The sequence below is a fragment of the Streptomyces sp. NPDC058576 genome (assembly GCF_042718715.1).
GTDB lineage: Bacteria > Actinomycetota > Actinomycetes > Streptomycetales > Streptomycetaceae > Streptomyces.
Genome location: NZ_JBHXPF010000027.1, coordinates 1 through 21,935, shown reverse-complemented (window position 1 = coordinate 21,935; position 21,935 = coordinate 1). Strand labels below are relative to the sequence as shown.

Annotated in this window: 25 protein-coding genes and 1 pseudogene; 10 read left to right on the top strand and 16 right to left on the bottom strand. The window is 69.6% G+C overall.

Annotation, left to right across the window (positions count from 1 at the left end; all coding sequences use genetic code 11):
• Positions 1-125 precede the first annotated feature (125 nt).
• Both ACFWRV_RS19980 and ACFWRV_RS19975 read right to left on the bottom strand, forming a co-directional pair.
• Entirely contained in the window at positions 126-464 is a 339-nt protein-coding gene (locus tag ACFWRV_RS19980; RefSeq protein ID WP_384336310.1) for a DUF3140 domain-containing protein, read from the bottom strand.
• On the bottom strand, positions 461-697 hold the full coding sequence (locus tag ACFWRV_RS19975) for a DUF2945 domain-containing protein (protein ID WP_384336308.1): 237 nt from the start codon (positions 695-697) through the stop codon (positions 461-463). The genes ACFWRV_RS19980 and ACFWRV_RS19975 overlap by 4 nt, the downstream gene beginning before the upstream one ends.
• A gap of 463 nt (positions 698-1,160) precedes the next feature.
• On the opposite strand from ACFWRV_RS19975, the gene ACFWRV_RS19970 reads away from it, so the two are divergent.
• From ACFWRV_RS19970 to ACFWRV_RS19945, 6 genes and pseudogenes are all read left to right on the top strand, one after another.
• Positions 1,161-1,589, top strand: coding sequence for a TspO/MBR family protein (locus ACFWRV_RS19970; RefSeq protein WP_384336306.1), 429 nt, complete (start codon positions 1,161-1,163; stop codon positions 1,587-1,589).
• 455 nt (positions 1,590-2,044) lie between these two features.
• On the top strand, positions 2,045-3,169 hold the full coding sequence (locus ACFWRV_RS19965; RefSeq protein WP_384336437.1) for an FUSC family protein: 1,125 nt from the start codon (positions 2,045-2,047) through the stop codon (positions 3,167-3,169).
• Positions 3,094-3,315, top strand: a pseudogene (locus ACFWRV_RS19960) (hypothetical protein); the annotation flags it as partial. The gene ACFWRV_RS19965 and the pseudogene ACFWRV_RS19960, both read left to right, overlap by 76 nt.
• Before the next feature lie 116 nt (positions 3,316-3,431).
• Positions 3,432-3,890 carry a hypothetical protein gene (locus ACFWRV_RS19955; protein ID WP_384336435.1) on the top strand — a complete coding sequence of 153 codons (459 nt, stop codon included), beginning with the start codon at positions 3,432-3,434 and terminating at the stop codon, positions 3,888-3,890.
• A 10-nt stretch (positions 3,891-3,900) separates the two neighbouring features.
• Positions 3,901-4,584: a hypothetical protein gene (locus tag ACFWRV_RS19950; RefSeq protein WP_384336304.1), complete on the top strand. Its 684-nt coding sequence runs from the start codon at positions 3,901-3,903 to the stop codon at positions 4,582-4,584.
• Positions 4,585-4,887: 303 nt separating this feature from the next.
• Positions 4,888-5,769: a sigma-70 family RNA polymerase sigma factor gene (locus ACFWRV_RS19945; protein WP_384336302.1), complete on the top strand. Its 882-nt coding sequence runs from the start codon at positions 4,888-4,890 to the stop codon at positions 5,767-5,769.
• 69 nt (positions 5,770-5,838) lie between these two features.
• On the opposite strand, the gene ACFWRV_RS19940 is transcribed toward ACFWRV_RS19945, so the two are convergent.
• The 3 genes from ACFWRV_RS19940 to ACFWRV_RS19930 form a co-directional block, all read right to left on the bottom strand.
• The gene (locus ACFWRV_RS19940; RefSeq protein WP_384336300.1) at positions 5,839-6,204 is read right to left on the bottom strand and encodes a VOC family protein; all 366 of its coding nucleotides are present in this window, start codon (positions 6,202-6,204) and stop codon (positions 5,839-5,841) included.
• 263 nt (positions 6,205-6,467) lie between these two features.
• Positions 6,468-7,052: an ALF repeat-containing protein gene (locus ACFWRV_RS19935; RefSeq protein WP_384336298.1), complete on the bottom strand. Its 585-nt coding sequence runs from the start codon at positions 7,050-7,052 to the stop codon at positions 6,468-6,470.
• A 375-nt stretch (positions 7,053-7,427) separates the two neighbouring features.
• Positions 7,428-8,024, bottom strand: coding sequence for a TetR/AcrR family transcriptional regulator (locus tag ACFWRV_RS19930; RefSeq protein ID WP_384336296.1), 597 nt, complete (start codon positions 8,022-8,024; stop codon positions 7,428-7,430).
• Between the two features lie 145 nt (positions 8,025-8,169).
• On the opposite strand from ACFWRV_RS19930, the gene ACFWRV_RS19925 reads away from it, so the two are divergent.
• The 4 genes from ACFWRV_RS19925 to ACFWRV_RS19910 all read left to right on the top strand — a co-directional run bounded on the left by ACFWRV_RS19925 (position 8,170) and on the right by ACFWRV_RS19910 (position 13,871).
• On the top strand, positions 8,170-9,606 hold the full coding sequence (locus ACFWRV_RS19925) for an aldehyde dehydrogenase family protein (protein WP_384336294.1): 1,437 nt from the start codon (positions 8,170-8,172) through the stop codon (positions 9,604-9,606).
• A 56-nt stretch (positions 9,607-9,662) separates the two neighbouring features.
• Entirely contained in the window at positions 9,663-11,012 is a 1,350-nt protein-coding gene (locus ACFWRV_RS19920) for a flavin monoamine oxidase family protein (RefSeq protein WP_384336292.1), read from the top strand.
• Between the two features lie 225 nt (positions 11,013-11,237).
• Positions 11,238-11,582, top strand: coding sequence for an STAS domain-containing protein (locus ACFWRV_RS19915; RefSeq protein ID WP_384336290.1), 345 nt, complete (start codon positions 11,238-11,240; stop codon positions 11,580-11,582).
• Between the two features lie 63 nt (positions 11,583-11,645).
• Positions 11,646-13,871: a SpoIIE family protein phosphatase gene (locus ACFWRV_RS19910; RefSeq protein ID WP_384336288.1), complete on the top strand. Its 2,226-nt coding sequence runs from the start codon at positions 11,646-11,648 to the stop codon at positions 13,869-13,871.
• 382 nt (positions 13,872-14,253) lie between these two features.
• On the opposite strand, the gene ACFWRV_RS19905 is transcribed toward ACFWRV_RS19910, so the two are convergent.
• The 11 genes from ACFWRV_RS19905 to ACFWRV_RS19855 all read right to left on the bottom strand — a co-directional run bounded on the left by ACFWRV_RS19905 (position 14,254) and on the right by ACFWRV_RS19855 (position 21,770).
• A complete protein-coding gene (locus ACFWRV_RS19905) occupies positions 14,254-14,853 on the bottom strand; it encodes a flavodoxin family protein (protein WP_384336287.1) in 600 nt (199 codons plus the stop codon).
• Positions 14,854-14,912: 59 nt separating this feature from the next.
• Positions 14,913-15,800: an SDR family oxidoreductase gene (locus tag ACFWRV_RS19900; RefSeq protein ID WP_384336285.1), complete on the bottom strand. Its 888-nt coding sequence runs from the start codon at positions 15,798-15,800 to the stop codon at positions 14,913-14,915.
• A gap of 109 nt (positions 15,801-15,909) precedes the next feature.
• Positions 15,910-16,956 (bottom strand): NAD-dependent epimerase/dehydratase family protein, encoded by a 1,047-nt coding sequence (locus ACFWRV_RS19895; RefSeq protein ID WP_384336283.1) that lies wholly within the window; start codon positions 16,954-16,956, stop codon positions 15,910-15,912.
• Between the two features lie 41 nt (positions 16,957-16,997).
• The gene (locus ACFWRV_RS19890; RefSeq protein WP_384336281.1) at positions 16,998-18,182 is read right to left on the bottom strand and encodes an alcohol dehydrogenase catalytic domain-containing protein; all 1,185 of its coding nucleotides are present in this window, start codon (positions 18,180-18,182) and stop codon (positions 16,998-17,000) included.
• Between the two features lie 61 nt (positions 18,183-18,243).
• On the bottom strand, positions 18,244-18,381 hold the full coding sequence (locus tag ACFWRV_RS19885) for a hypothetical protein (RefSeq protein ID WP_384336279.1): 138 nt from the start codon (positions 18,379-18,381) through the stop codon (positions 18,244-18,246).
• A 31-nt stretch (positions 18,382-18,412) separates the two neighbouring features.
• Positions 18,413-18,652: a hypothetical protein gene (locus ACFWRV_RS19880; protein WP_384336277.1), complete on the bottom strand. Its 240-nt coding sequence runs from the start codon at positions 18,650-18,652 to the stop codon at positions 18,413-18,415.
• A gap of 132 nt (positions 18,653-18,784) precedes the next feature.
• Positions 18,785-19,447 carry a GAF and ANTAR domain-containing protein gene (locus tag ACFWRV_RS19875; RefSeq protein WP_384336275.1) on the bottom strand — a complete coding sequence of 221 codons (663 nt, stop codon included), beginning with the start codon at positions 19,445-19,447 and terminating at the stop codon, positions 18,785-18,787.
• 960 nt (positions 19,448-20,407) lie between these two features.
• Positions 20,408-20,842 carry a hypothetical protein gene (locus tag ACFWRV_RS19870; protein ID WP_384336273.1) on the bottom strand — a complete coding sequence of 145 codons (435 nt, stop codon included), beginning with the start codon at positions 20,840-20,842 and terminating at the stop codon, positions 20,408-20,410.
• Between the two features lie 40 nt (positions 20,843-20,882).
• Positions 20,883-21,251 carry a DUF6233 domain-containing protein gene (locus tag ACFWRV_RS19865; RefSeq protein ID WP_384336271.1) on the bottom strand — a complete coding sequence of 123 codons (369 nt, stop codon included), beginning with the start codon at positions 21,249-21,251 and terminating at the stop codon, positions 20,883-20,885.
• Positions 21,229-21,534 (bottom strand): LexA family protein, encoded by a 306-nt coding sequence (locus tag ACFWRV_RS19860; RefSeq protein ID WP_384336269.1) that lies wholly within the window; start codon positions 21,532-21,534, stop codon positions 21,229-21,231. The genes ACFWRV_RS19865 and ACFWRV_RS19860 overlap by 23 nt, the downstream gene beginning before the upstream one ends.
• Positions 21,531-21,770 carry a hypothetical protein gene (locus tag ACFWRV_RS19855; RefSeq protein WP_384336267.1) on the bottom strand — a complete coding sequence of 80 codons (240 nt, stop codon included), beginning with the start codon at positions 21,768-21,770 and terminating at the stop codon, positions 21,531-21,533. The genes ACFWRV_RS19860 and ACFWRV_RS19855 overlap by 4 nt, the downstream gene beginning before the upstream one ends.
• Positions 21,771-21,935 lie beyond the last annotated feature (165 nt).

The window sequence follows — 21,935 nt, the reverse complement described above, 5'->3', positions numbered from 1 at the left end:
GTGGCCTGACGACGACGGGCGCGTATGCAGAGTGATCGTCTTCGGGCGGCGCTCCCGTGTGCGGAGACCCGAAAGCCCGAGAACCTTGCCCGGGTCGCCGCGTGGGCGACGGCCTCGCTGTGGTCCTATTTCGCGGGGTCGTGTCCCCAGTTCATCAGCGAGTAGCGCCAACGGGTATCGCGGACGTCCCCTCCGGGACGCTGGGCAAGGTGCCTCCGCACGTAGCCGGAGACCTTACGCATGTGTGCAAGATCGTCGTCCTTGAGCTCGCCTTTGCGGGTACGTAGCAGCTTCACGATCCTTCGGCCGGATGCATGGCCGGTGGACTCTCCACCGTCCTTCTGACCGACTTCACGGGACTGATCGGTATCGAGCCATTCCTCCAGCTCGTCCGCAGTCATGTTGACTGCCTCGCCGAAGTGGTCGAGAGTTTCCTGCCGCTCCTGGTCGCTCCCTGCGCTCATGATCCACCCCTGTTCTTCTTCCGGGTCAGAGACTCCGGACGGTGGACGGCCCTCTTTTCCGTCTTGGCACACTTCACCTCGTACTGCGGCTCCTCCAGCGACGCGCCGACCATCTCGCCGGTCGCCTCGGTCCGCTCATCGACTTTCCGAGTCCCAGATCGCTCGACGTCGTGCCCGTGGCTCTGCCAGGAGACGTCGAGTCCCTGGGACAGGTTCTTCCTTGCCTTCACCATGGACAGCTGCCTTCCGATCATTGACTGTTGCCCGACTCCGGGCTGCCGGGTGCTTGCGCGGCTCTGCCAGGATCTTTACGGAGCGCCTTTCTCGCACGACGAGCGAACGCGAGCCTCCGCTCGGTTCACCACGCCGCACAGCTCTCTCACGGCGGATATAGGGGAATCCGTGAGCCGAACACCGTACGGCGAACGAGGCTTTTTGTCATCGTGGCGGACCGGGGTACCCACCTCCAGAAATACATGCATCCGACCTCCGCGCGACTCCCGACGCCTTGCCAGGATTCTGCCTGCAGCTGCGAGCACCCACCGGCTCCGGGCTCACGCCTTGCGGCAGCCAGCCGCGGGTCCGCCGGCCCTATCCGTATGCGTGCTCTCGGGCGGCGGCTGAACGGGGACCGGGTACCCGTCGACCTGCGACGTGCCGGCCCCGGTGCGCCTACCCGAGGAAAGGAGTGAGCCCATGCCGTCGACCCATGCCACCCGAGTGACACCGGTGCGCCGCAGGAGCTGGCCCACGCTCGTTGTGCTGCTCGTGCTCTGCTACGGCGTTGCCGCCGTCGGTGCGACCGCGACCGGTGACGCGGGCAGCACCTACGCTGCGCTCGACAAGCCCATCTGGGCACCGCCCGGTTGGCTTTTCGGCCCGGTCTGGACCGTGCTGTACGGGATGATCGCGGTCGCGGGCTGGCTGGTCGCCCGCAACCCGGTCCCTGCCCGTCGGCCGGCGTTCGCCGCCTGGGGTGTTCAGTTGCTGCTCAACGCACTATGGACCCCATTGTTCTTCGCCGCCGAGAAGTACGGCCTGGCCTTCGTCGACATCTGCCTGCTACTGGCAGCCATCGTCGCCACCGTGCTGATCGCGGGCCGGGTGGATCGCCGGGCGGCCTAGCTGCTGGCGCCCTACCTGGTCTGGGTCGGCTACGCAGCAGCTCTCAACCTCGCGCTCTGGCTGACCAACTGAGGCGACCGTCTCTCCCCGCCGTCCCGTGCCGACTGCTTCGCACATCGAAGCGGATCGGGTCCGCGCCTTTCCGGACTCGGCGCATCCCGCCCGCCCACGTCACATCGGTTCGCGCCCAGTGTTCATCTGCTTGATCATCTGCTGCCTGCGATTCTGTCTACGCCCCATCTGCGACCGTTGACCTTCCATGATCAACTGAAGTGGTTTTGTTCCTGGTGTCAGGGGTTCCTTCTCTTGGATGGTCACTTCTCTCCGCGTTCGTCCACAGTCGGAGGCAGTTGGTCGTGGTCCTGTTCTCTGCCAATCCCTGGGGGCACCAAAAGTGGGGCAGTTGATGCGACAAACGCTCGAAAGGGAACAGCGTGGCGCGGGAGGCGTGGTGGATGGTCGCTTGGCGGTGGGCGGGTCTCGAACTGGCGGAGGTACGCCGGTCAGTCCGCAGCGCGTGTGTTGAGCCCGGTCCGGAGCGGGACACGCTCGTCCAGTCGCTGAAGGCAGCGGGGGCGGCAATAGCTGCCTGGGCGGTAAGCGGGTGGTGGTTCCAGGCGCCGATGGCCCTGTTGGCTCCGTGGACGGCGATCGCGATGGTCGGCAGCACGGTCTACCAGTCGGTGCGGACGGGGATTCAGCAGTTCGCCATTATCGCCCTGGGCACCCTGTGGGCATCCGCGGCGATGGCCTTCACCCGTGATGAGACCATGACCGCCATGCTGCTCACGTTGCCGTTCATGATGTTGCTCGGCAACTACCGGCGCTTCGGGAGCCAGGGCATCTACGGTGCCACGACGGCGCTCTTCGTCATCACCGGTGGGGTGTCCAGCACGTCCACGGTGGGGCACCGGCTTCTGGAGACGCTAATCGGTGCGGTGATCGGTCTTCTGGTCAACGCCCTCGTCTTTCCGCCGGTTCACCTGCGCAGCGTTCGTGACCGTCTGGTCCGTCTTGTGCGGGAGACGGCGGACTTGCTCGACGCTATGGCGGAAGGGCTCCGTGAGGAGGACGGGCTGGAGAAATCCGAGAAGTGGCATCACTCGGCCGGCGGCCTCATGGTGTCGCTGCAGAACGTCGGCGAGGCCCGCCGCTGGGCCATGGAGGGGTCGCGCTGGAATCCGGGAGGCCGGCTGCGGCGCACGGGCCCGAAGCCTCCGCCATTCGCCGAGGACACCCGGTGGGGTCGTGTCTGCACCTGCGTCCTGGCCCTCACCCGCACGCTCAAGACGATCAGTGACGACAGGGAACTTCCCCCGCCGTCGCCGGACTTTCTCCGGCTGCTGTCCGAGATGCTGGGCCAGGCCGGCCATATCTGCGCCATCGAAACCGGACTGCTCTCCGGCTCCGGGACCGGAGCGCTGCGCGAACGCCGCGAGGCAGCATTCAAGGAAGCCTGGAGCACTCTCGGCTCACTCACCGACACCTTCCACCGTCAGGAACCATCAGCGGCGGCCGTCGGGGGCGAACTGCTACTGGAAGCCCGCCGGCTGATGACGGAACTCGCCCCCTCTGCCTGAGTCGCGGGCAGCCCACCTCAGATGCGTCGCGTGACTGGGGGTTCCGTACTTGGCACTGGGCCTCGACGAACGGCGGTGAGGAACCGGAACTGATCCTCGCCTGCGCGGGATCTATTCCGACGGTTGAGACCCTCGCGGCGCTCGACCTGCTGCGCCGCGATGTGCCCGATGCGCGGATTCGGGTGGTCAACATTGTGGACCTGCGCTCTAGCCCCACCCGGCCGCCACCCCCGCGGCCTGCCCGACGCCGAGTTCCGCGCCCCTGTTCGACACCGCCACCCCCGTCGTCCTCGATTTCCACGGCTACCCTTCCGCCGTCCACCAGCTTCTCTATGGGCGGCCTGGGCCGGGCCGTTTCCACGTGCGCGAATATGTCGAGGAGGGCACCACCACCCCGTACGACCTCCTCGCGAGCAACGGTGTCTCCCGGCATGACCTGGCCATCGCCGCGCTGGGTCACCTGCGCGGACGCGCCACGGTCAGCGGCGACCTGGCTGCCGCCCACGCGCACCATCGCGACCGGCTGCGCGAGGAAGTCCGGCGTGCCGGCACCGACCCGGCCGAGATCACCCAGTGGAAGGGGCGACCGCGAACAAGCCGGACATCCTGGTCGTCGACGCCGACTCCTCCAGCCTGCACCTCACGATCATGGACGGCGACAGCCGCGAGAGGGCCGCGACACACGTCAACGAACCTCCCGGTCTCCAGGCCGCCGATATGATCGGGATTTCTTGCGCGATTCGTCCGCGGTGGACGCGACCGGGCACCGCATCGTCCACGACGGACCGCACCTACTGCGCGCCACCGTCATCGACGAGGACGCGCGCGCCGAGCTCGACCGCGCTGCCGACCTTGCCCCACTGTACGTCCCCCGGCGCCGGCCCCCTTGGACGCGACTCGGGCCCTGTTGCCCGATGTGCCGCACGTCGTATGCCTGGACACCGCCTTCCACGCCGGCCTCCCGCCCGCCGCCCGCGCCGCTGCCCCGCGCGTGGACCGAACGACACAGGCTGCGCCGGTACAGGTTCCACGGCCTGTCCTACGCGGAGGCCCTGCGCCGGACGGCCGAAGTGCTCGGCCGCCCGGCCGGCTCCCTGCACGTCGTCCTGGCATACCTGAGAGGCGGCTGCTCGGGCAGCGCGGTGCGCGAGGTACGCAGCGTCGACACCACCATGGGCTTCGCACCGTTGGAAGGGCTGGTGACGAGCAAGCGCAGCGGCAGCGTCGAACGCGGCCGGCTGCTCTGGCTGCAGACGTCGACCGGCATGACGGTCGAGCGGATCGAGGACGTCCTCAACCACGAGTCCGGCCTCTTCGGCCTCTCCGGCACGTCCGGCGATACCCGGGGGCCTCGTCCGGGCCAGGGCCCGCGGGGGACGGCGAAACGGCCCTCGCCCTCGACGTGTTCGCGTTGAGCGTGCGGCGCGGCATCGCGAGCGCCACAGTTCTCGGCATCCTCTCGCGTCATTCGCAGGTACTGGCCCGGCAAGGTACCTGGTGTCTGCGCTGACGGACGCCGGGCAGAAGGACCTTCCTGCAAACGCGTTAGCGCGCTGGGCCGGGAGGGTGGCCGCGGGGCTCGTCGGCTTTGACCGCTTCAGCGCGGCAGCCACATTGAGCCGCAGTCGCGTGGGCGGCGCCGGGCCATACCCCGGGGCAGCCCACGCGGCCTTCCTGCTGGACCTCGAAATCGTTCGGGACCGGAGGCGGACGTATCCATGGCCACAGAGGACCGGCGTGCCGGAGACGCGGAAACGAAGGAGTGGTTCCGCCAACTTGCTGAGCTTCCCGTTGGCGCCGAGCGGGAGCGGGTCCGCCAGGAGATTATTCACGCCTGGCTGCCCATGGCCCACCGCCTGGCCGCCCGGTACCGCAATCGCGGGGAGACGCTGGAGGACCTGCGGCAGATCGCGGCCGTCGGTCTGGTCAGCGCCGTCTACCGCTTCGACCCGGACCGGTCCCGCTCTTTCGTGCCTTTCGCCGTGCCGACGATCACCGGCGAGATCAGGCGGCATTTCCGGGACCGCATGTGGTCCGTGCACGTCCCGCGCCGAGTCCAGAACCTCCGCAATGTTGTACGCGTCGCCACCGCCGAACTGGCCGCAAAAAGCGCTCCCGCTTCGCTCGCCCGCCTCGTCGAGCACACCGGTCTGACCGAGGACGAGGTGCGGCAGGGCAGCGAGGCCCTACACGGCTTCAACACCCTGTCCCTGGACGCCGAGACGTCCGCAGTCACTGGCGGGGGGCTCGGCGAGTTCCTCGGCGCATCCGACGGCGCTTTCGACCTGGTCCTTGGCAGAGAGGCGGCGAAGCCCGGGATCCTGGGCCTCGCCGAACGTGAGAAGCGGGCGCTCTACCTGCGGTTCTTCGAGGGGATGACGCAGAGCGCCATCGCCGCCGAACTGGGCGTTTCGCAGATGCACGTATCCCGTCTGATCGCCGGATCCTGTCGCCGAATCCGCGAGCACGCCCTTGACGAACCCGATGCAGACAGAGCCCACCGCCATCCGCACGGTGACTGCCCGCTCAGCGACGTCCCCCGGGCCACGGCCTGGGGCCGAGGGCTGGCCGGCCTCAGGCGTCGCGCGGGGAGAGCGTGAACAGACTTTCGTCCGGGTCCTGCAGGGCCGCCACCAGAACCCCGCGGGCGCCCAGGTGGCCGCCGAAGGCTAAGGCCTGGTGGCTCCAGCGCCCGTGGCGGCGGCTGCGGCCCGCTCGACGTCGTCGACGGCGAAGTTCACCAGCCAGCGGGGACGCAGATGAGCCAGCGGAGAGGTCTGCACACCGCCACTCCGCAGAGAGAGGATCACCCGGCCCCGGAGCCTCACCAGAACATGGTCCTTCCGGTGGACGACGTCGACGTCCTCACCCTCCGCCCAGCCGAGCACCTCCCCGTAGAACACCGCGGCGTCGAACGCGTCACGGGTCTGCAGGTCGATCCGGGGGGGTGCCTGGCCCTCCCCCGGCGACCAGGCCAGCGTGTAGCCCTCCCAGAAACCGAACGTCGACCCGTCCCGGTCCGCCGCCAGACCCACCCGCCCATCGCCATCGGCCCCACCGCGACCGTGGCACCGCGCTCACGGATCCTCGCCGCCGTCACATCGGCATCCCGCACCACGAAGTAGGGCGTCCACACAGACGCCGGTGCCAGCCCGGGCATACGGGCCCCGATCCCCGCCACAGGGTTGTCTTCAGCCGTCGCGACCAAGAACAGATCGTCCAGCGAACTCGAGCGGAACTTCCAACCGAGAACGTCGCCATAGAAGGCGCGGGCCACCGCCAGGTCAGCGTGACCGGGTCAGTCGACTTCGTACCTGCCGACTTCCAGGAAGTGGCGCAGTGCTTCCGGGGTGTTGTCATCGAGGGCAGCGCCGGCCGCGGCTCGGAGAGCGGGGCTGCTGGTCGGGTCGGCGAGGATGCGTGTGATGGCGACGCGGTCGTCCTCGGCCTGCGCGAGCCGGTAGCCGCTCTCCAGCCACGCGCGCATCGCCTCCGGGTCGTTCGCATCCAGCAGAGCGTTGATCTCCGCGACGACCCGCCTGCCGCTGTCGGGGTCGGCCAGGATGCGTGTGATGGCGACCCGGTCGTCCTCAGCCTGCGCGAGCCGGTAGCCGCTCTCCAGCCACGCGCGCATCGCCTCCGGGTCGTTCGCATCCAGCAGAGCGTTGGCCTCTCGTATCACGCGCTTGCCGCTGTCCGGGTCGGCCAGGATGCGGGCTATCGCCACCCTCAGCTCGTCCGCGTCCGGTTCGCCCGAGGGGACTGCCGCAGACACGGCAGCCGGTGCCGAAGCTGCCCCTGCGGCGAATGACGGAGTGGCGAGCAGCAGAGCCGGAGCAAGGATGCCCGCGGCGATAACGGGGGCTACGCGATGCAGTTGCAACGGAAGAGCTCCTTCGCAGAGTTGCGATGAGTGAGTCGATGACCTCACGGTCGCGCGAGCGGCCAACGACTCCGGTGAACCGGTGTGTTCACAGCCCTAATATTGCCATCGTGGTCTGACAGTGCCCGCGGGAACGTGACCCTCAGCGCAGCGCACACCGCACCGTTCGCGCGCAGGGCTGCTGGCTTTGTTCACGAGTCTCGGATCTGGTCGTGTGATCCGTGGACTGTGAGGGACGGCTCAACTCACCGTTTGCCCGCCATTGCACTCGCTCGCCCACAACACTGTCCCCGTAGACCGTGACCGCGTTGCAGACGAACGTCCTCGCGGCCTGCGATGCGGTAGCGATGCGCCGGGCGTCGGCCGGTTGTGCGATCAGGTTGCCGTGACTGAAGCGCCCGCTCGGGCGAGCACGGAGAGGAGCAGCTGGAGTTCGATCTCGGCAAGGTCGACGGCGTCGGCCGCTGTTCCCTTGTCCGTGTTCTGCGGTGCGAGGAAGACCGAGCGGGCCAGGGTGGTTCCGATCACCACCAGCGTCAGGACGTCCATCTGCGCGGTGTCCACGGCATCCTTCAGCTCTCCGCGGCGGACGGCCTGGGCGATGACGGTTTCGAGCTGTTCGCGGACTGCCAGGTAGACGTCGTCGTGGAGGATCTGGCGGAGCTCCGGGTCGTGTGCGGCCTGGCCCATCAGCGAGAGCAGCGCGGGGCCGGTAGCGGCTTCCAGGATCCGCTTCTTGCGCGTGAGGAGTTCCCGGACGTCGCTTTCGAGAGACCCGGCGTCGATGCCGCTCAGCTCGTTCACGGCGATGTGCCGGGCGACAGCTCCGGCAAGTGCCTGCTTCGACGGCCAGCGCCGGTAGAGGGAGGCGGTGGAGGCGCCCGCCCTGCGGGCGACGGCCGTGGTGGTGAAGGCGGCCCATCCCGATTCGCTCAGGACCTCGATGGCCGCTTCGATCAGGGCCGCGTCCACGCGCGGGTCCTTCGGTCGCCCCTGTGGCGCGGTGTCGGGCTGTGGCGTCATATCCGGGGTTCTCTCGGGTCGTGGACGTGGATGCGTTCAGCCTATCTGAATAGAAACGAAAAGGATTCGTTTCGTAATGAGGTACGGTGGTTCCATGCCCACGACGTCCCTCGAGATCACCTCCCGGATTCCCCAGGCCGTGTCCGATGCGCGCACACTCTTCGAGTCCGGTGCGACCCGCTCCCTGGCCGCCCGCGTCAGCCGCCTGAAGGCCCTGAGCGCGATGCTCACCGAGAACCAGACGGCCTTCGAGACCGCCTTGTGGAACGACCTGCACAAGGGCGCGGGCGAGGCGCAGCTGACCGAGATCAGCGTGGTCCTGGCGGAGATCAACCACACGCTGCGCCACCTGCGGGGGTGGGCGCGGCCCAAGCGCGGACCGGTGCCGGCGGCACTGTGGCCGGCGAGGGCCCGGCTGGTGTCCGAGCCGCTCGGTGTGGTGCTGGTGATCGCCCCATGGAACTATCCGGTGCAGCTCCTGCTCGATCCGCTGGTCGGAGTGCTGGCCGCGGGTAATACGGCCGTCCTGAAGCCGAGCGAGCTCGCGCCGGCGACCTCCGAGCTGATCACGCGGCTCGTGCCCCGCTACTTTCCCGACGGCGCAGTGCGTGCTGTTGGGGGAGGCATCCCGGAGACCACCGAGCTTCTGGCCGAGCGTTTCGACCACATCGTCTTCACCGGCAGCGGAACGGTCGGCCGGATCGTGATGCGGGCCGCGGCCGAGCACCTGACGCCGGTGACGCTGGAGCTGGGAGGCAAGTCGCCCGTCTGGTTCGACGACGACGCCCATCTGCACCAGGTGGCGCGGCGTCTGGCGTGGGCGAAGTTCACCAACGCCGGCCAGACCTGTGTCGCCCCCGACTATGTGATGACCACCCCCGACCGCATCCCGGCGCTGGTCGACGCGCTCGAATCCGCGATCGCGGACCTGTGGGGCACCGACCCCCGCGCAAGCCGGGAATACGGCCGCATCGTCAGCGAGCGCCAGTTCGACCGCCTCGTCTCACTGCTGGACAGCGCAGACGTCGTCATCGGCGGCGACAGCGATAGGGCCGGACGCTACATCGCGCCCACGGTCGTGACCGTCCCCGCCGACGAGGCCCGTCCGGTCGTCGGCCCGGACGCGGCCCACCCTGTGCTGCGGGAGGAGATCTTCGGCCCCATCATGCCCATCGTCCCGGTCGACACGGCCCAGCAGGCGGTCGAGGTCATCAACGGCTGGGACAAGCCGCTGGCCCTGTACGTCTTCACCTCCTGCGCCCGCACCCGCCGCCTGTTCGAGCAGAACACCTCCTCCGGCGCGCTGGTCCACGACGCGGGCTTGGTCCATGTCGCCGCGAGCGGACTGCCGTTCGGCGGCGTCGGCGCCAGCGGGATGGGCGCCTACCACGGCGTCTACTCCTGGCGCGCCTTCTCCCACCTCAAACCCGTCCTGCACAAGCCCCACGCCCCGGACACACTGCGCCTCGCGCAGCCGCCCTTCACCGATCTCGGACTGCGACTCGTCAAGCGCCTGATGCGCCACGGCTGAGGGGGCCCGCCCCGCGCACACCACCGAGATCCGACCTCTTTCAAGGAGAAAGACGCATGCCAAACGCGGAACGGAACGAATGGGCGGCGCACGATGCCGAGCTGGAGGCGACGGTGGTCGTCGTGGGCGCGGGGCTGTCGGGGCTGACAGCCGCCCGCGACCTGCACCGCCGCGGCATCGACGTGATCGTGCTGGAAGCCGCCGACCGGATCGGCGGACGCGCCATGGCCGAAACGACCGTGCTGGGCTCCCGGCTCGACCTCGGCGGCCAGTGGATCGGCCATGACCACCACCGGATCATGGCCCTGGCCGCCGAACTGAGCGCCACCCAGTACCCGATGCATACCGGCACACTGCCCCAGGTCATCGACCAGGGCCGCAAGCTGCCGATCGCCTCCCCGTCGCTGCTGCCGGCCCAACTGGCCCTCGCCTGCCTCGGCGTGCTCACCCAGACCGGAACCCCCGACCGGTGGAACAACACGACGATCGACGCCTGGCTGCGCCACGTACCCGCACACACCTCGCGCAGACTGCTGGAAGTGATCGCGTCGATCTCCTGGACGGCCGACCTCGACAGGTACTCCGTGCACGCGATGACCCAGATGGTCCGGCAGCAGGGCGGGCTGCGAACCATCCTGTCCACCAAGGGCGGGGCACAGGACTCCCTGCTCGTCGAAGGAGCCGGAACGCTCACCGACCGCCTGGCCGCCGACCTCGGCCCGCGCGTCCGCACCGGCCACCAGGTCACCTCGATCACCCGGGACGACACGGGCGCCACCGTGCACACCCAGGCAGGCACCTTCCGGGCCGCGAAGGTCATCATCACCGTCCCGCCACCGGTCGCCGCGCGCATCCAGCACACCCCGCCCCTGCCAGCTCACAGGACGGCATTGGAGACCAATACCTACATGGGCTCCGTCTACAAGGCCATCGCGGTCTACGAACGGCCGTTCTGGCGGGACCGCGGACGGGCCGAGTTCATGATCCTGGATGCCCCCGGCCGGGCGGTGTTCGACACCACCGCGCCAGACGGCCCCGGTCACCTGTGCACGCTCGTGGCCGGCCCCGAGGCCCGCACACTGGACGACATGGATGCCGACGCGCGCCGCCAAGCGTTGCTCAGCCCCCTGGTCCCGCACCTCGGACCCGACGTCGTCAAGCCCGCGGGCTGGCACGAGAAGGCGTGGCACCTCGACGAACACGCGGGCGGCGGATACAGCATGCTGCCTGAGCCCGGCACCACCGCAGGAATCATGCCCGTCCCCCACACGCCGATCGGCAACATCCACTGGGCCGGCTCGGAAACGGCCAGCGCGCACGCGGGATACCTGGAAGGCGCCATCGAATCAGGCCAGCGCGCCGCCCAGGAAATCACCGACGCACTGCCGCTGCCCCAGACCCCCTGACAGCAGAGAGCAAGAGACCTGGACACCGTCGGCCAGACGGCATGAACGCGCTCCGCGCTGATCGACGGCCGCGTCTTGCCCGTGGCCCGGCACTCGCCCCGATGCCCCGGCAACCTGTTGGAGCAGGGGGATGCGGCGCCGGTGTATGCGGGTTCTGGGCTGGTGTTCGTGGTCCTTACGATAAGTGCGGTTGTCGTCGGTCGCTTCGTAGGGAGGAAGCTGCGGGTGCTCTCGGTGCCGGTCGTGGAGGTGGAGCGGGGCGTGGTGTTCGCGCTGCGCGGCGAGCTCGACTTCGACAGCGTGGTCCAGCTGGAGGAGGCCGGGGAGAGTGCGCTGACCAGGGGGCTGGGTGCGGGGCCGGTGGTGGCCGATTGCGCGGGCCTGGCGTTCTGCGATTCTTCCGGGACCAATGCTCTGCTGCGGCTCAGGCAGCGGCTCGCGGACCAGGATCGGGGGTTGCGCCTGTCGGGCTTGCCCGCACCGGTGGCCAGGCTGTTCGCGGTGACCGGCCTGGACCAGATCTTCGATGTGTACCCCGACAGGCATCAGGCTCTTGGGGGCGGGCCTTGACCGGCGTGACATCGTGGCTGCCAGTGCAGACGAGCCGACACGGCCAACGGAGAGGCAGAATTCATGACGCGCGTTCCGGGGCAGCAGGGCCCCCAACCTGCCGAAACGGCGGGAGCGCGCACCGCGTACCTGGAAGGCGCGGATCGTGATCTGCGGGCGCTGTTCGGCGAGTCCTCTGCCATCTTCGCCTATCTTGCGGGTCCCGCTCACATGCTGGAGACGGCGAACGATGCCTTCTTCGCCGCGATCGGCGGCGGGCGTACCGAGACCGGGCTGCCGCTGGGGCAGCTGATGCCGGAGCTTGCCGAGCAGGGCTTCCTCGCGCTCTTGGACCGGGTCTACCGCACCGGAGAAGCCCACACCGCCCGGGACGCCCGCGTCCTGCTCGGTGAGGGGCAAAGTGCCCGGGAGGGGTTCTTCAACTTCACCTACGAGCCGCGCCTGGACGTGGGCGGGAACGTGATGGGGGTGCGGGTGGTCGGGGTGGAGACCACCCAGGTCAAGCACGCTCAACGGCTGACGGCCGAGCACCGGGTGCTGCTGGAGCAGATTGCCCGTCAGGCCCCGCTGCCAGACGTGCTGGAGGGGATGGCCCGCGCCATCGAGGGACTCGCGCCCGAGGAGGTACTGGTGTCGGTGCTGCTCGCCGACTCCGACGGCCGGCATCTGCGGCACGGGGCGGCCCCGAGCCTGCCTGACTTCTACAACCGGGCGATCGACGGCATCGCCACCGGAGAGGGCGTCGGATCGTGCGGCACCGCCGCCCACCGCCGCCGCCGTGTGATTGTCACCGATATCGCGACCGACCCGTTCTGGGACGACTTCCGCGCGCTGGCCGGCCAGGCCGGCCTCGCCGCGTGCTGGTCCACCCCGATCCTGGCCCGGGACGGCGCTTTGCTGGGCACCTTCGCGATGTACCACCGCACGCCGCGCACCCCCCAGGAGGCCGACCTCGCCCTGGCGCGGGTGTTCGCCGACACCGCGGCGCTGGCCATCGAACGCCACCGTGCCGAAGAGGCCCGCAAGGCGGCAGAGGCACGGGAGAAGGCCGTCCGCGACGACCTCGCTTTCCTCCTGGAGGCGAGCAGCGCGCTCACCTTCGGCCTGGACGCCGCGCAGGTGCTGTCCAGGCTGGCCGCCTCCTGCGCGCCGAAGCTGGCGCCTTTGTGCGCGGTCGACATCATCGAGGCCGGGCGGGGGCGCCGGGTCGCCGCTGCTGCCCCCACCCGGCGCGAGCGGGACCTGCTCACCTCGCACATCCCGGTCTGTGACGGAGCGGACGATGCCGTTGCCCGTGTCCTGGTCTCCGGGACCAGCGAGGTGGCCCGTCGTGCTCCTACCGGGCCCGGCCCCTGGCACGACCTGCACGTCACCGGCTACCTGTGTGTCCCCCTCATGGACCGCGGCCAGGCATTCGGCGCCGTGACACTGCTGTCCACCGGTGACCACGTCTTCGACGGCCACGCCGTTGCCCTGGCCGAGGATCTCGCCCGTCGCGCCGCCTCCGCCGCGCGCAACGCCCGCCAGTACGCTCAGCGGGCCGCGCTCGCCCGCGACCTCCAAGCCGGACTTCTCCTGCCCGAGCTGCCCGACGTGCCCGGCACCGATGTCGCGACCTACTACCACCCCGCCGGCGAAGGACTCGACATCGGCGGCGACTTCTACGACGTCTTCCCCCTGAAGGACGGCAGCTGGGCCTTCCTGCTCGGCGACGTGTGCGGCCGCGGCGCCATCGCCGCCACCACCACCGCCCTTGTGCGCCACACCGCCCGCGCTGTCGCACCCCGCCTTCCGGGCCCCGCCGACGTCGTCCGCGCCATCAACGAAGCTCTCACCGACCGCCCGGGCAGCCACGGCACCGGCTTCGTCACCCTCGTCTACGGCCAGCTCACCCCCGCCCCTACCGGTCTCGACATCGAACTGGTCCGCGCCGGGCACAACGCCCCCCTGCACCGGGACTCCCGCCAGTCCGTGCACGTCCTGGACACGAAAGGGCTGCTGCTCGGCGTCACCCCCGACCCGCACGTCACACCCCACCGCCTTCACCTGCAACCCCACGAGAGCCTGGTCCTCTACACAGACGGCATCACCGAGGCCCGCCGCGCGGACGGTGAAATGCTCGGCGACGAGCGCCTCGCCGAGGCCGTGGCACACCTCCCCGGCCAACCCCGGGCCCAGCACATCATCGATGGGATCATCACGGCGCTCCACACCTTCACCGACGGCGGCACCATCGACGACGACCAAGCGGTCCTCGTTCTGACCGCCACCTCGGGGCGCACTGAGTGAGCGCGGTGACACCGCGGGAGAGTTGTGCCGTTGTACCGCGAGCCCATGTCGAACACATCTGGACGGGCCGCCCGGGCTGGGCACCTGGGTCAGCAACACCCGCAGCAGGCGGAACAAGCTGAGCAGCGCCCAGCGCGAGCCGCGCTCGGCGCCGACTGGGCCGCCGCCTGACACCCGGTCCATCTCCCGAGCGTCCCGTCCCGCGCCCCGAGCCCGCCGCCCGGGGCGCGGGCCATGCCGCCAGTGCCCGAGGAAACGTGACCCTCAGCGCGGCGCACACCGCACCGGCCGCACACACAGGGGGTCCGGGGCACCCGGCCCCGAGTCAGCACTGCGGCAGAGCTCCCTGCGCGTGCTGACTGCTGCGGAGGGTCCCGGGTCGTCAGGCTGCCGGGTAGGGGCTGTCGGCGAGAAGTCGGGCCAGGTGGACGGCGTTGGCCGCGAGGGCCTTGGTTGTGGAGGCGACGGCCTCGGGTGTCTCGTCCAGGTCCTGGTAGTCGGTGCCCTGCATGGCTTCGCCGACCCAGTACGTGACGGCGCCGGGCGCCAGGGAGAAGCCGACGTCGTTGAGGCCCTGGAACACGTCGGCACTCACCTTGTGAGCGCCGTCCTCGTTGCCGACGACGGCCACGGCGGCGACCTTGCCGTACGTGTGCGGGCGGCCCTGGTCGTCGGTCTCGGAGGACTCGGCGTTGAGGCGTTCCAGGACCCGCTGGCAGACGCTGGAGGGGTGGCCGAGCCAGATGGGTGTGGCGATGAGGAGGATGTCGGCGGCCAGGACCTTCTCCCGCAGGGCGGGCCAGGCGTCGCCGTCGCCCATGTCCACCCCGATCCCCGGGCGGACGTCGTGGTCGGCGACCCGGATGACCTCGCCCTGTACGTCGTGGCGGGCGAACTGGGCCATGACCTGCTCGGCCAGGTGCTGGCTGCTGGAGGGGGCGGGCGAGGCGTTCAGGGTGCAGACGAGGGCTAGTGCACGCATAGCGGGTAGTGCTCCTTCTGATGGGCTTGATGGAAAGCACACGATTCAGGTCGTGAGGGTCAGGGAAGTGGCGTGCCGCCGGTGGCGTTCATGATCTCGCCGGTGATGAACGAGGCGCTCGCGGAGGCCAGGAAGACGTAGGCGGGCGCCATTTCGGCGGGTTGCGCGGGGCGGCCCATTGGGCTCTGCTTCCCGAACTCGGCGGTGTCGGGCATCGTCGCCGGAATGAGGGGCGTCCAGACGGGGCCCGGGGCGACGGCGTTGACGCGGATGCCGTCGGAGGCCAGCATCTGGGCCAGGCCCTGCGTGAAGGTGACGATCGCCCCCTTGGTCATTGCGTAGTCGAGGAGATGGGGGCTCGGTTTGTACGCCTGCACCGAGGTCGTGTTGATGATCGATCCGCCTGCCGGGATGTGCGGCAGGGCGCTCTTGCACAGCCAGAACATGCCGTAGAGGTTGGTGCGCATGACGCGGTCGAATTGCTCGGTGGAGATGGCGGAGATCCCGTCGGGCTGCGACATCTGATACGCCGCGTTGTTGACCAGGACGTCGATGCGGCCGAACTCGGATACCGCGCGCTCGACGAGGGAGCGGCACTGCTTGTCGTCCCGGATGTCGCAGACGACGGGCACCGCCCTGCGTCCGGATTCCTCCACCAGGCGGACGGTCTGCTGGGCCTCCTGTTCCTCCTCCGGAAGGTAGGTCAGCAGGACGTCTGCGCCCTCGCGGGCGTAGGCGAGCGCCACCGCGCGGCCGATCCCGGAATCACCGCCGGTGATCACGGTCTTCCGGTCGGCAAGGAGCCCGGAGCCGCGGTAGGACTCCTCGCCGTGGTCGGGCGGCGGGTCCATGGGGCCGGTCCAGCCGGGATGTGCCTGGTCCTGCTGGGGAAAGTCGGGGCGGGGGTGGAGCGTATTGGGGTCCTGAGGCTGTTCACTGCTCGCCATGGTGTTTTCCTTCTGGTCGTCGCGGAAGCCCGGTGCACCGGACGCGCCCGGAGCATGTGGTCCGTGCCGACCCACAGGTTCTCCGCCGGCGGCGCGACTGGGTGGCTGGTCAGCCGATCTTTCGGCCTTCCAACGGTTCGGTGTTCTCGCCCGCGCCGGTGCGAACACCGCGCAGAAAGGCGCTCAGTGCGTCTTCGGCCGTGCGGGTGGGCTGCCAGTCCAGTACGTCGCGGGCCCTGCCGGAGTCCAGTACGGGCAGGCGCAGCACCGCGTCGAACAGGTGCGGGGAGGCCGGTACGGCGTGGGCCCGCCAGGCGGCCGCGAGCGCGGTACGCACCAGAGCCCTGGGGATCCGTACGATCCGGGCGCCGAGCAGGTCCGCCAGCCTGCGGGCGTCGATGACCGGGTCGGCCGCCAGGTTGAAGGAGCCCCGTACATCACGGAGCACGGCCAGCCGGTAGGCCTCGGCCGCGTCATCGGTGTGGAGGACCTGGAAACGCAGCCCATCCAGGTCGGGTACGAAGGGCAGCAGGTCAGGCCGCAGAAGGGGCCCGGGGGCGTACCGGCCGGCGAAGATCCGCCGCTGCTCGGGAGCGGCGGTCTCCTTGAAGAGGAAGCCGGGCCGCATCCGGACCACGCGGATCTGCGGGTGGCGCAGCTCGAAGGTGTCGAGGACCCGCTCCAGGTAGGCCTTCTCCCGGCAGTAGGCCGCGTCCGGCCAACCGTGCGTGGGCCACTGCTCGTCGACGCCGGGTTCGTCCTTGGGGCCCGGGGAGTAGGCGCCGACGGAAGAGGCGTGGACCAAAGCGGGAACCCCGCTGCCTGCCACGGCCTCGAAGACTCGCTGGGAGCCCAGCACATTGCTCCGCCAGGTCACCACGGGATCGTGGGTGGGCTGGAAACGCCACGCCAGGTGGACGACGGCGTCGGCACCGTCCAGGAGTCCCGCGAGACGATCCTCGCTGTCGGCCCGGGACAGATCGACACTGTCCCACTCCACCTTCGGAATCTGAAGCGCGGGCTTTCTGCGGGCCAGCCCGAGGACGGAATCGATGTCCGGGTCCGCGGCGAGCGCACGGACCACGCTGGTTCCCACATTGCCGGTGGCACCTACGACCACCACCCGCTTGCCCGGGTGCCGACTGCTGTTCTCCACGCGGAAGTTCCTTCCTCTGGTCGCCGTGCCGTTCGCGGGCCTCAGGGGATGAGCAGGGTTTTGATCATGCCGTCGGCCTTCTCCCTGAACGTGTCGTACGCCTTGGGTCCCTCTTCGAGCGGGAGGTGGTGGGTGGCGAAGGAGTCCACACCCAGCGGGTCGTCGTCGGTGAGCAGGGGCAGCAAGTCATCCACCCAGCGCTTGACGTTGGCCTGGCCCATGCGGAGCTGGATCTGCTTGTCGAACAGGGTGAGCATCGGCATCGGGTCGGCGGAGCCCCCGTACACCCCGGAGACGGAGATCGTGCCGCCCCGGCGTACCAGGTCGATCGCCGTGTGCAGCGCGGCGAGGCGGTCGATCCCCGCAGTCTCCATCATGCGCTGCGCGAGGGCGTCGGGCAGCAGCCCGACCGCTGTGTGTGCCGCCTTGGCCACGGGGGAACCGTGAGCCTCCATGCCGACCGCGTCGATCACCGCGTCCGTGCCGCGCCCGTCCGTGAGGTCGCGGACGGCATCACCGAGGTTCTTGCCGTAGCGGCGCGCGTCGAGGCAGGTGGCGCCGTGCCTGCTCGCCCTGTCGAGCCGTTCGGGGACCAGGTCCACGCCGATGACGAGGCCGGCACCGCGGTGTCGGGCGATCCGGGCGGCCATGGCGCCGATCGGACCGAGGCCGAGGACCGTGACGCTGCCACCGGGCGGGATGTTCGCGTACTCCACGGCCTGCCAGGCGGTGGGCAGCACGTCGGAGAGATACACGAACCGGTCGTCCGCAGGGCCGTGCGGGACCTGGATGGGTAGATCGTTGCCGAAGGGGACCCGCAGGTACTCGGCCTGGCCTCCGGGCACCTGCCCGTAAAGCTTGGTGAACCCGAACAGGGACGCGCCCATACCGCGCTCGCGCACCTGGGTCGTCTCGCACTGCGAGTGCAGCCCCTGCCCGCACATGTAGCAGTGCCCGCAGGAGATGTTGAAGGGGATCACGACCCGGTCCCCCGGAGCGACGGCGGTCACTTCACGGCCGACCTCCTCCACCACCCCCATCGGCTCGTGACCCAGAATGTCGCCCGGGTCGAGGTAGGGCCCGAGCACCTCGCACAGATGAAGATCCGAGCCGCAGATCCCGGTGGACGTGATCTTGACGATGATGTCCGTCGGATCCTGGATCCGCGGATCCGGGACGGTCTCCACCCGGACGTCCCGCTTTCCCTGGTAGGTCAATGCGCGCACGGCCCGCTCCTTCCGTCGCTGGCAGTCGTGGACGAGGTGTGCCGGGTTCCCATCAGGAACCTCATGAAACACGCAGATAGATCGCGGCGAGCCGTTGAATCCGGGCGCCCAGGGCGGGACGTTCCACGAGACGACGGGGATGCCGTGAGGGCGTAATGGCCCAGTTGAAGCGGCCGACCACGACCTCTTCCAGCGTCACCGCTCCGTGTCCCTGCGATGGGGATAAGGGGCTACCAGGCAATGACGATGTGGGCATCGCCGCCCTTCTTCCCGCTCTCGCCCTCGTAGCTGGTCCTGCCCTTCGTGGGGCTGGTGCGGGGCAGCCCGCCGCCGGCCTCGCGGCCCTTACCGCCCGCACCGCCGGATCCCGCAGCGCCGTCGCCGCCGGAGGTGGTGCTGCCGTCGCGCGAGCCACACGCGAGAACATGCGTAAACGGATCATCGTCACCCTTGAAGTCAGCAGGGCCCATCGGCTCCACGGGACCCCATGCATAGGGCCTGACCTGGACGAACATCCCAGCCAACACGGGAAGGGGCCAGAGCGCACCCATTCGCCGACCACCTGCTGCCCCGCGTGGGCCACACCCCTGCCCCGCCCGGCGTCAGCGCTGCGGCAGGCCCCCCTGCTCACACACCAGCAGGGCGACCTCGCGGAGCTTGACGTTGTTGTCCTGCGAGTAACGGCGCAGCCTGTCGAACGCCTCGTTCTCGGGGATGTGGTGGCGGGCCATGAGGATGCCCATCGCCTGACCGATCTGATGGCGGGTGGAGACGGCCTGTTCCATCTGGGCGTGGGTGCGGGCGGCGGACAGGGAGACCGCGGCGTGGGAGGCCAGCAGGACACCGGCCCTCTCGCTGTCCTCGGTGAACGCCCCGGGCCGGCGGGAGTAGAAGTTCAGCGCGCCGAAGTCCTCGTCCTCGGTGAACAGCAGGAAACCCATCATGCTGCCCACCCCCAGCTTCAGGGCCTCGGGCACAAAGGCCGGCCACCGCGACTCGGCTTCGGTAAAGTCGCCGATCCGGAACACCCGCTCCCCTGTGGAGCGGCGGGCGGCGTCGAAACAGGGGCCGCCCTGGTCCAGCTTCCGCTGGAGCTGGTCGAGTTCCGCCACGAGCGGCTCCGAGGGTGCCAGCGAGAGGGACTCTTGCCCGCTCAGCACCAGGATCCCCGCCGCGTCACACCCCGCCACCAGCTCGGTCGCCGAACCCGTGATCCGCCCCAGCGACGCCTCCACCGACGACTGCCCCAGCAGATCGTGCGCCATGACCCCTATCTGCTCCGCGAACCTCTGCCAGTCCGTGTCATCACGTCCCTTCCCCCGCACGCCTACCCGGGCAATTCGCCCGCAACAGCCCCTCCCGCTCCGGCCCGGCGCAGTATCCCGAGCAACGTGCCCCCTCAGCGCACGCCACACCGGCCCGCCCAGGCCAGGGAGCCTCGTACGGCCTCGGCCACCCCACGCGCAGCCAGGTCTGGGCCGACTCCGCTTACGCCGGCCAGCTCATCAACTGGTCCGGAGACTTCCTCGACATGACCCTCAAGACCGACTCCCGCCCCCGCGGGGCGAAAGGCTTCGTCGTTCTGCCCCGGCGCTGGAAAGTCGAACGCACCCTTGGACCTGTGCACTCATCACCCTCATGACGCGCAGGCTTAGCAGAACCGGCACGCGTGTCGACTGGGCGAAGAAGCAATGACCGGCAGTCTCTATCTGCCCGCTTGCGCTCCTGACTCGACCCGCCGCAGCCGATCGAGGACCTTTACACCGCATTGCCACGGCTCACCTATGATGCGTTCATGCCACCGCTCGGACAGGTTTCGGAGGGCCCCATCGAAAGGGCTGGGCCTCGTGATTCGGCCGTCTCACAGACGGATCGGATCATCAAAGGCCTGTCTTGGTGGTGGGCTTCCGCACCACTCCTTCTGGCTGGCCCGGGACTCATACACGCAGCCGGATGGATGGAACAGACACCAAAATACGCGTGGATCTTCGCTCTGAGCGCGTTGGTCACAGCCGTGCTCGCACCAGCAGCGGGCCTCAGCGTTGCCCAGGTCGCACATCATCGAAGGGCGCGTAACCGGTTCCTGATCATGGCCGGAGTATCAAGCGTGCCAATCCTGTGGTGGTTGATCTTCGGTGTACTACTTCGCGAGTGTCCCGGATACCAATGCTGAAGGCGGCTGGCGGCGCCGCCCAGTCTTGGTCCTGAAGTATCCAAAGGCTCACTCAGACCCGCATACCGCCGGCCAGCTCCGCGCGGGCACGCTCCGCACTGACCTGCCGCAGCGACCGGCCCCGGGCCCAGCAGTCACCCCGGAGAATCTCAGATATCGGCGAAGGGAAAGCGGTCCATCCACCCGGGGCGAGCTCACGGTCCCGCGCCCGTATCCGGTCGATGAGATCTTGGGTGTCAGAGATCGACATCCCGAAAGCCAACACGATCTCCCGGTAGGTGGCCCCCGCCTGCACCGCCTGGCGGACGCCGTCCCGGCAGGCGTAGCGGTAGACGCTCGAACTCAGGCTGATCAGATCCAGCGCATCGCGAGTGTCCCCGCCCCCGGGGGCGTCCATGCGCCGCGCGTCCGCAGCGAGCCGCTCGGCCGCATCGAGCTGCCTCCACCTGCGACGGGCCATCCAGCCGGCGTACGGACCAGCGGTCACACCTCCACCGTACGCCGGGCACTATCACCCGCACCGGCGGTCACGACCTGGTGAGCACGGTGTCCGGGCGGCACACCGCGCAGGCCCGCATACCGCCGGCCAGCTCAGCACGGGCACGCTCCGCACTGACCGGCCGCAGCGACCGGCCCCGGGCCCAGCAGTCGCCCCGGTGAACCTCAGCGGCAGACGTCCCCACACCGGTATCGGCGATGCCCCAATCGGGCGTCCGCCCACGGCGCGGCCCAGCGGCGGGCGGCGCAGACGCGGCCGTGGGAACCGGGGTCTGCTGGGGCGGTGCCTGCTGCCGCTCGACGGCCGCGATCCGCGCCCGGACCCGCTTCAGGTACAGGACCGCCCAGGTTTCCAACGTTCGCAGACGCTCCAGGTCAGGGGGGAGGTCGTCGTCCATACCGGTCCGCCCCTCCGCCGGGCCCACGGCTCCGCAGCCCCGGCCGCCGCACGGGCATCTCCTCCCCCAGGACGCACGTGCTCCAGTCCCGGCCGGTCCGGGTGATCAGCCCGCATGCTTCGAGCCGGCCGAGCTGGTGGGCGACGGAGCTGGTGCTGGAGAGACCGACCCGCGCCCCGATCTCCCGGACAGTCGGCCCGTGCCCGTGCTCGGCGAGCCACGACCGGATCACCACCATCACCGCCTCCTGCCGCGCCGTGAGGGGGCAGGGCTCCCGCCTCACGCCGCACCCGCCTCCCGGTCCCCGGCGGTCAGCCGGCGCAGCTCCACCCGCGCAGCGGGCGACCGCCCGGCCGGGGTGGACCACCAGGGGTGCCAGTGGATCCGGACGGACAGCAGGAGCAGGAGGCGGCGCAACTCGGCGGCGTGAGGCGGGCGGGGTGCGGCGAGAGCGCGGTAGGTGGCGTGCCACTGCCGTTGTACTTCGATCAGGCCTTCGGGATAGGGGTAGGCGTCCACACCCTTATTAGATCGTGTGTTCGAATCTTTGTGCCAGTGCCCAGGTCAGCGCAGGGTGCCCGTGTCCTGTTGGTGAAGTCGGCCCGGGGCGCGGTTCCGGTCTTTCGACCGGCCCGTTTCCCCGGAGCCGCTTCCCGAACCGGGCATGCGACTTGGCACCGCACC

Bases quoted from the DNA above. Each gene is read 5' to 3' on its own strand.
- ACFWRV_RS19925 (WP_384336294.1), top strand. From the start codon at position 8,170: ATGCCCACGACGTCCCTCGAGATCACCTCCCGGATTCCCCAGGCCGTG.
- ACFWRV_RS19865 (WP_384336271.1), bottom strand. From the start codon at position 21,251: ATGGACGACGACCTCCCCCCTGACCTGGAGCGTCTGCGAACGTTGGAA.
- ACFWRV_RS19970 (WP_384336306.1), top strand. From the start codon at position 1,161: ATGCCGTCGACCCATGCCACCCGAGTGACACCGGTGCGCCGCAGGAGC.
- ACFWRV_RS19920 (WP_384336292.1), top strand. From the start codon at position 9,663: ATGCCAAACGCGGAACGGAACGAATGGGCGGCGCACGATGCCGAGCTG.
- ACFWRV_RS19910 (WP_384336288.1), top strand. From the start codon at position 11,646: ATGACGCGCGTTCCGGGGCAGCAGGGCCCCCAACCTGCCGAAACGGCG.
- ACFWRV_RS19875 (WP_384336275.1), bottom strand. From the start codon at position 19,447: ATGGCGCACGATCTGCTGGGGCAGTCGTCGGTGGAGGCGTCGCTGGGG.
- ACFWRV_RS19965 (WP_384336437.1), top strand. From the start codon at position 2,045: ATGGTCGCTTGGCGGTGGGCGGGTCTCGAACTGGCGGAGGTACGCCGG.
- ACFWRV_RS19900 (WP_384336285.1), bottom strand. From the start codon at position 15,800: ATGGCGAGCAGTGAACAGCCTCAGGACCCCAATACGCTCCACCCCCGC.
- ACFWRV_RS19905 (WP_384336287.1), bottom strand. From the start codon at position 14,853: ATGCGTGCACTAGCCCTCGTCTGCACCCTGAACGCCTCGCCCGCCCCC.
- ACFWRV_RS19880 (WP_384336277.1), bottom strand. From the start codon at position 18,652: ATGGGCCCTGCTGACTTCAAGGGTGACGATGATCCGTTTACGCATGTT.
- ACFWRV_RS19945 (WP_384336302.1), top strand. From the start codon at position 4,888: ATGGCCACAGAGGACCGGCGTGCCGGAGACGCGGAAACGAAGGAGTGG.
- ACFWRV_RS19975 (WP_384336308.1), bottom strand. From the start codon at position 697: ATGGTGAAGGCAAGGAAGAACCTGTCCCAGGGACTCGACGTCTCCTGG.
- ACFWRV_RS19980 (WP_384336310.1), bottom strand. From the start codon at position 464: ATGAGCGCAGGGAGCGACCAGGAGCGGCAGGAAACTCTCGACCACTTC.